Annotated in this window: 10 protein-coding genes; 6 read left to right on the top strand and 4 right to left on the bottom strand. The window is 65.4% G+C overall.

Going from position 1 to position 13,369, the window contains the following annotated elements; all coding sequences use genetic code 11:
* Window positions 1-9 precede the first annotated feature (9 nt).
* The 3 genes from FHW94_RS17570 to FHW94_RS17580 form a co-directional block, all read right to left on the bottom strand.
* On the bottom strand, window positions 10-801 hold the full coding sequence (locus tag FHW94_RS17570) for an ATP-binding cassette domain-containing protein (RefSeq protein WP_168557126.1): 792 nt from the start codon (window positions 799-801) through the stop codon (window positions 10-12).
* Window positions 798-1,613 (bottom strand): ABC transporter permease subunit, encoded by an 816-nt coding sequence (locus FHW94_RS17575; RefSeq protein WP_168557127.1) that lies wholly within the window; start codon window positions 1,611-1,613, stop codon window positions 798-800. The genes FHW94_RS17570 and FHW94_RS17575 overlap by 4 nt, the downstream gene beginning before the upstream one ends.
* Before the next feature lie 74 nt (window positions 1,614-1,687).
* Complete coding sequence (locus tag FHW94_RS17580) at window positions 1,688-2,770, bottom strand: putative urea ABC transporter substrate-binding protein (RefSeq protein WP_168557128.1); 1,083 nt, start codon at window positions 2,768-2,770, stop codon at window positions 1,688-1,690.
* 730 nt (window positions 2,771-3,500) lie between these two features.
* Here FHW94_RS17580 and FHW94_RS17585 point away from each other — a divergent pair.
* The 3 genes from FHW94_RS17585 (at window position 3,501) to FHW94_RS17595 (ending at window position 8,580) form a co-directional block, all read left to right on the top strand.
* Window positions 3,501-5,948, top strand: coding sequence for a TonB-dependent receptor (locus tag FHW94_RS17585; RefSeq protein WP_349237544.1), 2,448 nt, complete (start codon window positions 3,501-3,503; stop codon window positions 5,946-5,948).
* Between the two features lie 125 nt (window positions 5,949-6,073).
* The gene (locus FHW94_RS17590) at window positions 6,074-6,955 is read left to right on the top strand and encodes a sterol desaturase family protein (RefSeq protein ID WP_168557129.1); all 882 of its coding nucleotides are present in this window, start codon (window positions 6,074-6,076) and stop codon (window positions 6,953-6,955) included.
* Window positions 6,956-7,005: 50 nt separating this feature from the next.
* Window positions 7,006-8,580, top strand: coding sequence for a sulfotransferase (locus tag FHW94_RS17595; protein WP_168557130.1), 1,575 nt, complete (start codon window positions 7,006-7,008; stop codon window positions 8,578-8,580).
* A gap of 9 nt (window positions 8,581-8,589) precedes the next feature.
* Here the strand turns inward: FHW94_RS17595 and FHW94_RS17600 are convergent, their stop codons facing one another.
* Window positions 8,590-10,263: a family 43 glycosylhydrolase gene (locus FHW94_RS17600; RefSeq protein WP_168557131.1), complete on the bottom strand. Its 1,674-nt coding sequence runs from the start codon at window positions 10,261-10,263 to the stop codon at window positions 8,590-8,592.
* Between the two features lie 162 nt (window positions 10,264-10,425).
* Between FHW94_RS17600 and FHW94_RS17605 the strand changes: the two genes are divergently transcribed.
* The 3 genes from FHW94_RS17605 to FHW94_RS17615 all read left to right on the top strand — a co-directional run bounded on the left by FHW94_RS17605 (window position 10,426) and on the right by FHW94_RS17615 (window position 13,353).
* On the top strand, window positions 10,426-11,118 hold the full coding sequence (locus FHW94_RS17605) for a response regulator transcription factor (RefSeq protein ID WP_168557132.1): 693 nt from the start codon (window positions 10,426-10,428) through the stop codon (window positions 11,116-11,118).
* A gap of 10 nt (window positions 11,119-11,128) precedes the next feature.
* Window positions 11,129-12,505 (top strand): HAMP domain-containing sensor histidine kinase, encoded by a 1,377-nt coding sequence (locus tag FHW94_RS17610; RefSeq protein WP_349237545.1) that lies wholly within the window; start codon window positions 11,129-11,131, stop codon window positions 12,503-12,505.
* A gap of 155 nt (window positions 12,506-12,660) precedes the next feature.
* Window positions 12,661-13,353, top strand: coding sequence for a phosphatase PAP2 family protein (locus FHW94_RS17615; protein WP_246866230.1), 693 nt, complete (start codon window positions 12,661-12,663; stop codon window positions 13,351-13,353).
* Window positions 13,354-13,369 lie beyond the last annotated feature (16 nt).

The following is a 13,369-nucleotide window of genomic DNA, read 5'->3' on the forward strand; positions in this document are numbered from 1 at the left end:
TCTCTCTTGTCATACGGCAAGCCTTTGCGGCGGTGCCTGTTCTGCTTCGGCCTGGGCAGGTGCGGCCTCGTCGTCTTCGCGCGGGCGCAACGGCAGGTCATAGACCACGGTGGCGCCATAGCGATGCGGCGCGTGGGGATCATGGCGGCGCTTGTCGAGCGCGAGCACCCGCGTGCCCAGCGAAAACGCCTCGCGGATGTCGTGCGTGACCATGATCACGGTCAGCGCATGTTCGCGCCACAAGCGGCGGATCAGCAAGTGCATGTCGGCCCGGATGCCCGGATCGAGCGCGCCGAACGGTTCATCCAGCAAGAGGATGCGCGGCCGCTTGAGCAGGGCCTGGGCGATCGCCAGGCGCTGCTGCATGCCGCCCGAAAGCTGCGCGGGATAGAGATGCAGCGCATCGCCCAGCCCCACGGCTTCGAGCATTGCGGTGGCTTCTTCCTGCGCGGCGCGGCGGGCGGCGCCGAACAGGCGGGCCAGCAGCGGCGATTGCGCACATTCCAGGCCGAACATGGTGTTTTGCAACGCGGTGAGGTGCGGGAACACCGAATAGCGTTGGAACACCACGCCGCGATCGGGGCCGCATTCGGGCGGCAGGACCGTGCCATCCAGGCTGATCGTGCCGCGCGTGGGCACTTCCTGGCCCAGCACGAGGCGGAGCAGGCTGCTCTTGCCCGCGCCCGAGGGACCGACGATCGAAACGAAGCTGCCGGCGGCAACATCGAGGTTGATCTTTTCCAGGACGATCTTGTCCCCGAATTCAACCCAGACATTGCGAAGCGAAAGGAGCGTGGTCAATGGCTTGCTCCATAGGCCCAGGGGAAGGCGCGGCGGCTTGCCTGGGACAGGGCAAAGTCCATGGCGATGGCCAACAGCGCAATCCACGCCACATAGGGAATGATCACGTCCATCGAGAGATAGCGCCGCACCAGGAAGATGCGATAGCCAAGCCCGGTGTCCGACGCGATCGCTTCGGCCGAGATCAGGAAGACCCATGCAGGCCCAAGCGCCAGGCGCACCGCCTGGATCAGGCGCGGCATGGCCTGGGGCAGGGCAACGCGGATCATGATCTGCCAGCTGCTGGCCCCCAGCGTCTGCGCCTTGATGATCTGTTCGCGTGGCAGGCTGGCGATGTGGTCGGTGATGTCGCGGATCATGGCCGGGGCGATCCCCACCACGATCAGCGCCACCTTGGCCGTTTCACCCAGGCCCAGCGCGATGAACAGGATGGGCAGCAGCGCGATCGGCGGGATGACGGCGATGGCGGTGACCAGCGGCCCGAGCGTGGCGCGCACCGGCGGCAGCACGCCCAGCACCAGGCCGGCCACCAGCGCGCCCAGCGTGGCAAGGCCCAGGCCAAGGCCGAGGCGTTCCAGGCTGGCCAGTGTGTCGGTCCAGAAGAGGAAGTGGCCCGACAGCGGATCGGCCTGGAACAGCAGGGCCGAAAGACCGCGCGCCATGGCATCGGGCAAGGGCAGGATCTTGTCCGACGGGTTGAGCGCGTGACGCTGCGCCGCCAGGACGAGATAGACCACCAGCAAGGCCAGGATCGGCAGGGCGCCGGCGATCATCCTGTCGTTGCGGCGCATGTTTCGGTTGACCCACCGCATGGTGTGCATCCCTGTTGCAACGGCCGATCGACGCGGCCAGAGGATGAGGCGGCGCGCGCAGGCGCCGCCCGATGTCAAAGCTTGCCGGCGGCGGCCAATTTCATGAAGCTGTCATCGAAACGCAGCGTCACGTGCGCCGGATCGCCCAGCGTCTTGCCACCGGGGAACGCCATCCCGACCGCATCGGCCGAACTGGCGCCCTTGAACAGGCCCTTGGAAAAGCTGAAATCGCGCACCCGCGTCATCGTGGTGATCAGCGCGGGACTGTCCGCCGCGGCCACGGCGGCGGCAGGCTGATCATAGAGGAACGTGGTGGTCAGCTGCTTGTCAAAGGTTTCGGGGCTGGCGCCCGAAAGCTTGGCCATCGCGGCGCGCGCCTGGCGGCCCTGTTCGTCCTGGCGCTTCATCAGCGCCATGGTTTCATACCAGATGCCCGCCAGTGCCTTGCCCAGCGCGGGATTGGCCTTGAGCGTGTTGGTATCGACCGCCAGGAGATCGAGGATTTCGCCCGGAATCTGCGCCGAGGAGAAAACCTGATTGGCACCGGCCTGACCACGCATGACCGAAAGCTGCGGGTTCCAGGCCACCGCCGCCTGGGCGTCGGGGCTCGAGAAGGCACTCACGATATCCGCGTCCGACGTATTGACTGTCTTGACATCGGTGAGCGAAAGGCCGGCGGAACCGAGGGCACGAGCGAGCAGGTAGTGCGACACCGAGAGCTCGACCAGGTAGATTTGCTTGCCCTTGAGCGCGGCAACCGAATTGGCACCCTTGAGCAGGACGCCGTCGTTGCCGTTGGAATAGTCACCCACGATGATCGCGCTGGTATCCTTGCCCCCGGCGGCAGGAATGGTCAGCGCATCCATGTTGGTGACCGTCACGCCATCGAACTTGCCGGCGGTGTACTGGTTCACCGACTCGACATAGTCGTTTACTTGGACGATATTGATCTTGATGCCGTACTTGTCAGCCCATTTCTTTACAATGCCCGCCTGTTGGGCATAGGGCCAGGGCATCCAGCCGGCATAGATAGACCAGCCGATGTTGAATTCGGTTTTCTTGGCCGCCCCGGCATCGGGTGCCGAAGAGCATGACGCCATCATCAGCGTGCTTGCCAGAAGTGCGATCTTACCCGCCGTGCCAATCATCTTCATCATGATTCGCGCCCCTTTCGCACTGCACCATCGCTGCAAAGCGCACCCTTGTCCATGGCAAATATTACACATCTTCATTTTTGTAATAACGGCCGATCGACGTGACATCGCCGCCTGCGGGCACTGGCATCGCGCAGGGAGGAGCTGGGCTCTGGCGGCAAGCGCCGTTATCAAAGGCATTTCGCGAGACTGGCGCCGATCTGCGCCCCGCCGAGATCACACTTTGCGCATGCGCGATTCGCGAATCAAGCGCGAATATGCAGCGGCAATGCGATGACCACTTGGTCAGAAGCCGGTCTGGCCCGCCAGGCGCGTGCCGCAAGTGCGAGAAAATCGGCACTTTCCGGTATGTTTCCTGTGGGTGAATCATACTGAACGACACGAAAATTATTACGCTTGACCGAATATGTAATATCGGTACCGTGTTGGGTGTCGATAGTTCAGGGCGACACAATAAAAACACAACGAGTGGGTCACCTTTGGCCAAGCCAGTCGCGGCTTGGCAATGGGACAGTCTGCGGATTTCCACACGCCTCGCGGCGAGGCGGCCTTGCGCCTTTGGCGCAGGGGCACGCCGCATCCGGCAAGGTCCGCAGCCCGACCCCTCTTGTCAACGACGCGATGCAAGGTGCCAGGCCGGCAATCGGCCGGTGCGTGCCCGGCAAACGGGCTGATCCCTTGGGAGGGGATGTCACGGAGCACAGGCTTTCTGATAACAAAACGAGGGGCTGAAGTGACCAAGCGATCTTTCCGAACGAACCTGCTGGGCGCCACGATGCTGCTCGGTTGTGCTGCGATGCCGGCCATGGCCCACGCCCAGGCGGCGCCGGCTGGTGATGCCGGGGCCGATGCTGGCGCGGATGCCAACAGCGGGCCTGACGCCAACTACATCGTGGTGACGGCCACGCGGCGCGCCACCACGCTGCAGGATGCGCCGATCAACATCAGCGCGGTCAGCCCCCAGGAACTCGCCCGCCAGCGCATCGACGACATCAAGTCGCTTTCGGCCTTCACCCCCGGCATGACGGTGTCGGACACCGGCCCTGGCTCTTCCGGCAAGATCGTGCTGCGCGGCATCAATTCGGGCGATTCCAGCGTCGAAGGCGCCAATGCCAACAGCGCGGTGGGCGTCTACCTGGGCGAAGTGCCGCTCTACCTCGATCTCAAGCTGCTCGACATCGATCACGTCGAAGTGTTGCAGGGGCCACAGGGCACGCTTTATGGCCTGGGCACGCTGGCCGGCGCAGTGCGCTACATGCCCAAGCGCCCGGATACGGACCACTACACGGTAGACCTGCATGGCCGCTGGTTTGGCGAAAGCCACAGCAGCCAGGCTGGCGTGAATGCCGATGGCACCGTCAACATCCCGATCGTGAAGGACCACATCGCGCTGCGCAGCACGGTGGGCTATTACGACAATCCCGGTTTCATCGATTATAACTACCTGCTGCGCGAACCGGGCGTTTCCAACCCGCAGCCGGTGCGCGGCACCGATGCATCGGATGCGTCATTCGGCAGCGCCTCGCAGCGGGCAGCCAACTTCTATTCCAAGAAGGATGTGAACTACGAACACACCTTCACCACGCGCAACCAGTTGCTGCTGCAGGCGAGCCCGGACTTCAAGCTCTACCTGACGTATGCCCACCAGATCACCAAGACCGGCGGCCGCCAGGCCAACGGCGCGGGCGTGCTGGGCACCGGCAATTACGAAGCGCCGTGGCGCTATCTCGAACCGACCAGCCGCAAGTCGGATCTCTATTCGGCCGAATTCAACGTGAACCTGTTCGACGTGGCCCAGCTGGTGGCGACGACCGCGTTCACCAACCAGACGATCATTACCCAGCGCGACAATACCGACCTGCTGCTGGACCTCGACTATGGCTATGAAGCCTTCCCCAACTTCTCGTCGTACAACCGCTCCACGGCCAAGTATCGCCAGTTCAACGAGGAAGTGCGCCTGGTTTCGACCCACGGCGGCCCGTTCAGCTGGGTGATCGGCGGGTTCTACAACAACCAGCGCTATGGGTCGCAGTATCGCGAATATGTGCCCGGCTATCCCGAGTTTGCCGGCATCTATCGCCCTGACAATCTGGAATACATGTCGTTCGTCAACACCCGCACCAAGGAAAAGGCGGTCTATGGCGAAGGCACGTTCCACATCACCAAGGATTGGCAGGTCACCGGCGGTCTGCGTTATTTCAAGTATGACGCCTTTGCCGAAGGCGGCACCGATACGCCGCTGTTCAGCAGCTACACGCCTTATCCGCTGGTGGTCTTTGCCCCGCAGCGCATCAAGTCGGGCGCGACGGGTGACGATGGCTTCGTGTGGAAAGCCAACACCTCGTACAAGTTCAGCCCCGATCTCATGGCCTATTTCACCTACAGCACCGGCTATCGCACCGGCAACGTGAACCGCGTGGCGCCTTGCGTGCTGCCGCTTGACCCGGATGTGCAGAATGTCTGCGCGCTGCCCAACGAGCTGTCGTTCGGCCCGGACAAGACGCGCAACCGCGAACTGGGCCTGCGCGGCGCGCTTTTCGACAAGAAGCTGCAATTCACGCTCAGCGGCTTCATCGTCACCTGGTCGGGCGTGCAGGTGCCCAGCCAGACGGTGAACGGCGCGGTGGGCATTACCGTGAACGGCAGCACTGCCGTTTCCAAGGGCATCGACTTTTCCAGCCACCTCAAGATCACGCCGCGCCTGACGATCGATGGCACCTATTCCTACAACGATGCGCACCTGACGGCCGACGCGCCGGGGATCGTGGTCAGCAGCGGCGTCAATTACGATGCCTATGCCGGCGATCGCCTGCCCGGCTCCACCAAGCATGCCGGCAGTCTGGGCGCGACCTATACTTATCCGATCGGTGATGGGAAGGATATCGAGGCAAGCTGGGCCACGACCTATACCGGCAACATATATTCCCGCGTCGGCCTGCGCGGCAATGGCGAGGTCATCCCGGCCTATACCACGCACCGCGCCTCGGTTACCTATCACAGCGATATGTTCGACATTGGCGTCTACGCCGACAATATCTTCGACAAGTATGCCGTCACGGCGGTCGAGAACGACCGCAGTTCCTACAATCGCACGCGGACCGGTGTGGTGGAGCGCTATTACGCCTATGGTGTCTTGACGCCGCGCCGCGTCGGGCTTGAAATGACGTTCCACTACAAGTGATGCCGTGATCGGGCCCGGCCCCGTTGCGCGACGGTGCGCAAGGGGCCGGGCCACCACGCGATGTGCACCTGCGATTTTCTCCGCGATCCCAGATTGAGCAAGCAACTGGAATGGATGGGACAGACATGAAACAGCGGCTGACCGGGTTGATCCCGCCCGCCACGCTTGTGGCGGTGGTGCTGTTCTGGGCCTTTGCGCCCAAAAGCGTGGTCGATTATCCCTGGACCCTCACGATCATGGCCACGGCCATTTCAGCCTGGCTGCTGCTGCTCGAATGGCTGTTCGAGCGTCACGAGGGCTGGCGCATGAACTGGCGCGAGTTCTGGACGGATTCGTTCTATGTCGTGCTCAGTTCCACGGTGATTTCCTGGGCCACCGAATACTTTGCCGATTCCCCGCTCAAGGCGGCCAAGGCCAGCGTCGGCCTGGCCACGCCGTGGCTTGGGGAAATGCCGTTCCTGGCGCAAGTGGCGCTGATCTTCTTCCTGTTCGAATTCGGCCAGTACTGGATGCACCGCGCGATGCACAACTGGCATCCGCTGTGGCTCACCCATGCGCCGCATCACCACATCACCCAACTCAACGCGCTCAAGGGCTATGTCGGCAATCCGCTGGAGCTGTTCCTGATCAGCCTGGGCGTGATCGCGCTGCTCGATTTCAGCCCGGTGGCGATCCTGTGCGCAGCCAGCGTGGGCAACGTGGTGGCCGGCTTTGCCCATGCCAACGTGCGTGCCGATCCGCCGCCGTTCTATTCGTTCTTCTTTACCACGATCCGCCATCACAGCCTGCACCACTCGGTCGGCTATGAAGAAACCCGCTGCAACTATGCCAACTCGATGATCCTGATCGACCGCGTGCTGGGCACCTATCGCGAGGGCGAGGGCGTGCTGGTGGGGCAGGACGAGCGCCGCCGGCTGTCGATCAAGGAGCAGTTCCTGTTTCCCTTCGTGCCGGTGATCGACGCGATCAAGGCGCGCCGCGAGCGCCGCGAAGAGGTGCGGGGCTGAACCGGGGCGCTTTGCTTGCCACGGCCGTGCCGAACATGGCACAGCGCGGAATGACTTTGACCGACCCTGGGATCGCTGCGGCACGCCAAGCCCTTGCGCGTGGCGATCTGCCCGCCACGGCCCGCACCGCGCAGGCCGTTCTGGCCGTGGCGCCCGATCACGCCGAGGCGCAATTCCTGCTGGGCCTGGCGCTGGCCGGCATGGGCCAGGTGCGCCATGGCATCGCGCAGATCATGGCGGCCGTCGCGCGCGATCCGCAAGGCGAGTACCGCGCGCAACTGGCGCGGTTGCTGATCATGACGCGCCAGGACAGCGCGGCAGCGCAAGTGCTGGCCGATGCCGAAGGAGCGCTGCCCGATGATGCGCTGAGCCGCGATACCATGGGCTGCGTCTATGCGCGCCTGGGTGATCACGCCGCTTCGCTGCCCCACTTTGCGCATGCCGTGGCGGGCGAGCCGGACAATCTCGAATACCGTTACAACCACGCCGCCGCGCTCAATTTCGTGGGCGCGGTCGATGCGGCAGAGGCCGCGCTCGAAGCGTTGCTGGCGCTGGCCCCGGGCCACGGCCGCGCGCACCATCTGCTTGCCGGCCTCAAGCGGCACAGCGCGGGCGCCAACCATGTGCCACGCCTGCGCGCGCGCTTGACGGCCGCACAAGACCCGCAGGATCGCTTGCTGCTGGGCTATGCCCTGGCCAAGGAACTGGACGATCTGGGCGAAGACCAAGCCGCGTTTGCCGCGCTGGCAGCAGCCAATGCCGAGCATCGCGCCCGGCTGCCCTATCGTTTCGAGACGGACGCGGCCAATTTCGATGCGATCGTGGCCACGTGGCCGGCGCTGGCGCGTGCGCGCGTTTCCGCGCCGCCCGCAGAGGCGCCGATCTTTGTGATCGGCATGCCGCGCACCGGCACCACGCTGGTCGACCGCATCGCGTCTTCACACGCGCAAGTGGAAAGCGCGGGCGAACTGCAGGCCATGCCGCTGGCGGTAAAGCACGCGGCAGGCACGCGCACGCGCACCGTGCTCGATCCCGAAACCATCGCGGCCCTGGCGCAGGCCGATCTGGGCACCGTGGGCCATGATTACCTTGCGCGCGCGCACCACCACCGCCGCAATCCCAATCTGCGCTTTGTCGATAAATTTCCCGGAAATTTTCATTATTCCGGGATAGTGGCCCGCTGCTTTCCCAACGCGCGCATCATATGCCTGCGCCGCCATCCGATGGACACGGTGCTGAGCAACTTTCGCAACCTCTTCGCGATCACCTCGCGCTATTACGACTACAGCTATGACCTGATGGACATCGCGCGGTATTACGTGCGCTTCGACCGCCTGATGGCATTCTGGCACCAGGCGCTGCCGGGCCGGATTCTCGACGTGCAATATGAAGACCTGGTGGCCGACCAGGAAGGCGTCACGCGCCGCATGCTGGAACACTGTGGCCTGGAATGGGATGCCGCCTGCCTCGATTTCCATCGCAATGCCGCGCCGGTGTCCACGCCCAGCGCGGCCCAGGTCCGCCGGCCGCTCTACCGCGATGCCCTGGCGCGGTGGAAACGGCACGAAGCGGCGCTGGCCCCGGTCGCCGCCTATTTTGCCGGCGAGGGCATCAGCATTACCTGAGCTTGCGGCTCAGACCGGCGGCGCAGCCGGATCGAGCGCGCGGTAACGGAACGCGCGGAACACGGCCTGGCCCTTGCCGGCGGCGAACAGCGCGGGGCGCAGGCTCAACAGATTGTCCATCGTGTTGGCATTATAGCCGGCCACATATGTGCGCACCGCGTGGCGCGTCCAGGTGCGGCCATCGAGGCTGTAGTGGAACGTCACCACCTGGTCCGCGCTGGTGATGCGCAACTGCATGCGCCGTGCAGGCGGGGCGGGTTCCTGCCAATAGGCCGCCTTGCCGCCGCGATAGGTGATCATGCGCTGGCCATCCAGGCCCATGCCCAGGAAGAGGCGGTCATCGAAGAACAGCAGCAACCCGCCTTGCACCTCGCCCACCAGCTCCACATCCACGGTGATTTCGAATGCGCGATCGCCCACTTGCTGCGTCAACACCGTGCCATCGTGCGGGCCGCTGCCCTTGGCCTGGAGTGCCAGGCTCTTGTCGGCAATCCGCACCCGCGCGCTGTCGGATGGCGCACTGGCATAGAGTGTCCACAGCCGGCCGAGCGCCTCATGCTGGAAATCGTCGGAATGCGCCATGCCGTGGGGCACTGCCGTGCCGGCAGGCTTGGGCAGGGGCCGCGACAGATCGCCACCGGTGGCGCGGAACCAGCCATCGTCGGTCCACGCGATGGGTTCGAGCAGCGTCTGCCGGCCCAGCGTCTGATAGCCGTTTTCATAGGCATGATAGACCATGTACCATTGCCCGCCCGGCCCTTCCACGCAGGTGGCATGCCCACGCGACCACCACAGGTCTGCGTCGGAACGGGCGCGCACGATCGGATTGTGCGGGCAATTTTCCCACGGACCGTTGACCGAGCGCGCGCGCGCCACAGCCACCATATGGCCGGTGGCCGGGCCGCTGGTGCCGCCCACCGCATTGACCAGATAGAACCAGGGCCCGCGGCGGAACAGCTTGGGTCCCTCGGGAGACCACGCCTCGGTGATCCAGTCATCGGGATAGTGCCAGGCTTCATAGGCTTTTTCCACCGGGCCGGCCGTGGCCAGGCCATCGGCGGACAGGCGCACGCGCTTGCCTTCGTTGAAGAACAGGTAGCGTTGCCCATCTTCGCCCACCACGTGGCCGGGATCGATCAGGTCCTGCACGCCCAGGTCGATCGGTTCGCTCCACGGCCCCTCCATCGATGGCGCATGGATCACGTAGATATTGGCAAAGCCACGCAACGGCGGCGACCACGGCGCCTTCATGAAAGGGATATAGATAAAATAGCGATCGCCGTGCTTGGCGATGTCGACCGCAAAGACCGTGCCCAGTGGCTTGGCCAGTGCCGGCCCCAGCGGGCGCCAGTTCACCAGGTCGCGCGAATGCCAGATCAGCAGGCCAGGCGCCCCATCGAACGAGGAATGCGTCATGTAGTAGTCGTCGCCGTCCTTGAGGACCGACGGATCGGGATAGTCACCCGAGAGAATCGGGTTGAGATAGAAGCCGTTACCCAGATCCGCCTTGCGCTGGCCTTCGATTCCGCGCGGCCAGACAGGGGCACCGGTCGCGCCAGGGATCGCGGCGTCGGCAGCCTGGCTGCGGCCGCCAGGGGCCGCCATGGCCCGCGTGCCCTGGGTGCCACAGGCCGCGGCGGCACTGGCAAGCGCGATCTTGATCGCGGCACGGCGGGATTCCATCAAAGCCTCTCCTAATTAGAACTTATACTCTACTTTAGACGCGAGGCGCGCCGCTTGGCAAGCGCGCAGACGCGCCAGTGCCAAAGCCGGCGGGGCCCGTGGTTCGTCACCCTGTTGCAACATTGCTGCCGTAATCCCTGCGCTTTGCGTGAGGGTGTGGCGATGCATTGCCTGGTGGTGGAAGACGATCCGGTGATTGCGGCCCATGTGCTCGACGGGTTGCGTGGTGCCGGGCGATCGGCCGACCATGCGGCCACCGGGCAGGCGGCGCTCGATTGCATGGCGCGGGCACGCTATGATGCGGTGGTGCTCGATCGCATGCTGCCCGACCTGGGCGGGCTCGAGGTGTTGCGCGCGCTGAACACACTGGGCGCGGCGGGCGAAGCGCGGCCCCCGGTGCTGGTGTTGAGCGCGCTGGGTTCGCTGGCCGACCGGATCGAGGGGCTGGAAGCGGGCGGCGACGATTACCTGGCCAAGCCCTTTGCCATGGAAGAACTGCTTGCCCGGCTCAACGCCATCACCCGCCGCCGCCCGGTCCAACCCGAAGGCGCGGGCCTGGCGGTGGGGCGCCTGGTGCTTGATCCCTCGCGCCACTGCGCGGGGTTCGATGGGCGGCAGGCGCTGCTCAATCGCAAGCTCTATTCGCTTCTGGCGCACATGATGCGCCACGCCGACAAAGTGGTGACGCGCGACATGCTGCTGGAGCATGTCTGGGGCTATGCCTTTGCCCCCACGACCAACATCGTGGAAAGCAACATGAGCCGGCTGCGCACGCGATTGCTGGAACTGGACATCGACCCGATCGAAACGCAGCGCGGCCATGGCTATGTGCTGCGCAGCGGCCTGTGTGCCTGAAGCCGCGCACGTGAAGGGCCGCCTTTTCCCCTCTGCCATGGCGCGACTGGGCATTGCGCGCCTGGGCATCGGGCGCCTGGCGATCCAGTTCGGCACGCTGTTTGCCTTGGCCATGCTGGCAATGGGCCTGGTGGTCTTCCTGGTGGCGCAACAGCGCATTTCCCGCCGCATCGACGACGCGCTGGAATATCACAGCGCCAAGTATCTGGCGGCCGAGCACGGCCAGGTGGCCAGCAGTGCCGTCGTGGCCGGGCGGATCGAGGCGTGGCAACGACAAAAGGCCTTGAGCGAGCGCACTTATATCCTGTTCGCCCCCGATGGCCGGTTGATGGCCGGGCGCCTGCGCATTCCGCCACCGCCGCAAGGCTTTTCGCAAGTCCGCTATGTCAGCCGCGCGCATGTGGTGCACAAGGGACGGGCGCTCGCAACGCGCCTGCCCGACGGCGCGCTGTTTGCCGTGGTTCAGCACAGCGAAGCGGCCGAAAGCCTGCAAGCCATGCTGCCCTGGATGGTGCTGGCAATCTTTGCCTGCGCGCTTTTGGCGGGGCTGGCGGTGACCACGCTGTTCGCCCGGCAGACCGCATTGCGCCTGGCCGAGACGCAGGCCGCCGCCGACGCGATTGCCCGAGGCGATCTTTCCCGGCGTATTGCCACCGACCGGCTGGACGGCATGTTTGCCGAGCAGGCGGCCAGCCTCAACCGCATGCTCGATCGCATGGCGGAGCTGGTCAATGCGCAGCGCCAGTTTTCCAGCGCGCTGGCGCACGACTTGCGCACGCCGCTGGCCCGGCTGCGCGGGCTGCTCGCCGCTGCCCGGCCCGGTGACGAGGCGCAAAGCGATGGCCTGATCGAGCGGGCCGAGCGCGAATGCGCCTCGGTCATCGCGATTTTCGATGCCTTGCTGCGGCTGGCAGAACTGGAGTCCGGCCGCCATCCCACGGCGGTTGCGCCGCTGGACTTGGGGCATCTGGTGGCCGATGTGGCCGAAACGATGGAGCCCGTGCTGGCCGATCATGGCGGCACCTTGCGCCTTACCCGCCTGGACGATGCCGTGGTGCGGGCCGATGCCGGCCTGGTCAACCAGTTGCTGGTCAACCTGCTGGAAAACGTGGCCACGCACACGCCACCGGGCACCACCGCCACCCTGCGGGTGGAGCGCGCGGACACTGGCGCCGTGGTGATCCTGGCCGACGACGGACCGGGGCTGGGGGCGGCCGATCGCAGCCGCGTGGTGCGCCCGTTCGAACGGGGGGCGGAAAGCGCCGGGCGGCGCGGCAGCGGCCTTGGCCTGTCGATCGCCCAGGCAATCCTGCGCTTTCACGGCGGCACTCTGGCGCTGGCCGACAATGCGCCGGGGCTGGAAGTGCGGATGACCTTCCCCGGTTAAAGGGCCACGGCGGTTCCAACATTCTCAATTTGCAATGTTGCGGGGAATCGCGGCGGGCCCCCCGGGCTTGTCGCACAACTGTCATGCCCGCTGCCTAGCGGGACGGCAGGCGCAAGGGGATGGCCCCGGCGCCCATGGGGTTTCACACGATGCGAATGTTCCGGTCCGCGGCCGCGCTGGCGGCTGCCTGCCTGGCCGTGCCCGCCGCCTATGCAGCCGATGCGCCCGATCCGGCGCCGCGCTGGCTTTCGGCACAGGTCTTTGCGCCCACCCACGCCTTTGCCCCGCCGCCCGCACCTGGTTCGGTGGAGGAGCGGCTCGATCTCGATCGCCTGCGCGCGTTGATTGCCGCCACGCCACCGGCGCGGCGCGAACAGGCCGACTGGGACGGCAAGCACGAAGAACCGGCGATCTTCGACCAGGCGCTGGGCCAGGACCTGGCCAAGCTGCCCCACACCATGGCGCTGTTGACGCTGGTGCAGGATGAGGTGGAACGCGTGGTCGCGCAGGCCAAGCATCATTTCCGCCGCGCGCGGCCGTTCATGGTCGATCCTGCCTTGCCCCACTGCGGCAAGGGTGAAAACGCGCTGAAAGCCTATCCCAGCGGGCACGCTGCGTTCGCCTGGGCCACGGCCTGGACCCTGGCGCAATTGACCCCGGTCCATGCCGCCGCGGTGATGGCCCGCGCGCAGGATTATGGCCTGAGCCGCGAGATATGCGGCGTCCACTATGCCAGCGACGTGGAAGCCAGCCACGGCATGGCCACCGCCGCTGCCCAAGCCCTGCTTACCGATCCGCGCCTGGCCGCCATGGTCGCTGCCGCGCGCGCCGAATGGCCCCGGCCGTAAATCCTTTCCCCGCGTC

This window comes from Novosphingobium sp. SG720, from assembly GCF_012275365.1.
Classification (GTDB): domain Bacteria; phylum Pseudomonadota; class Alphaproteobacteria; order Sphingomonadales; family Sphingomonadaceae; genus Novosphingobium; species Novosphingobium rhizosphaerae.

Coding starts and splice junctions, on each gene's coding strand:
- FHW94_RS17575 (WP_168557127.1), bottom strand. CDS start 1,613: ATGCGGTGGGTCAACCGAAACATGCGCCGCAACGACAGGATGATCGCC.
- FHW94_RS17580 (WP_168557128.1), bottom strand. CDS start 2,770: ATGATGAAGATGATTGGCACGGCGGGTAAGATCGCACTTCTGGCAAGC.
- FHW94_RS17590 (WP_168557129.1), top strand. CDS start 6,074: ATGAAACAGCGGCTGACCGGGTTGATCCCGCCCGCCACGCTTGTGGCG.
- FHW94_RS17595 (WP_168557130.1), top strand. CDS start 7,006: ATGACTTTGACCGACCCTGGGATCGCTGCGGCACGCCAAGCCCTTGCG.
- FHW94_RS17600 (WP_168557131.1), bottom strand. CDS start 10,263: ATGGAATCCCGCCGTGCCGCGATCAAGATCGCGCTTGCCAGTGCCGCC.
- FHW94_RS17605 (WP_168557132.1), top strand. CDS start 10,426: ATGCATTGCCTGGTGGTGGAAGACGATCCGGTGATTGCGGCCCATGTG.
- FHW94_RS17615 (WP_246866230.1), top strand. CDS start 12,661: ATGTTCCGGTCCGCGGCCGCGCTGGCGGCTGCCTGCCTGGCCGTGCCC.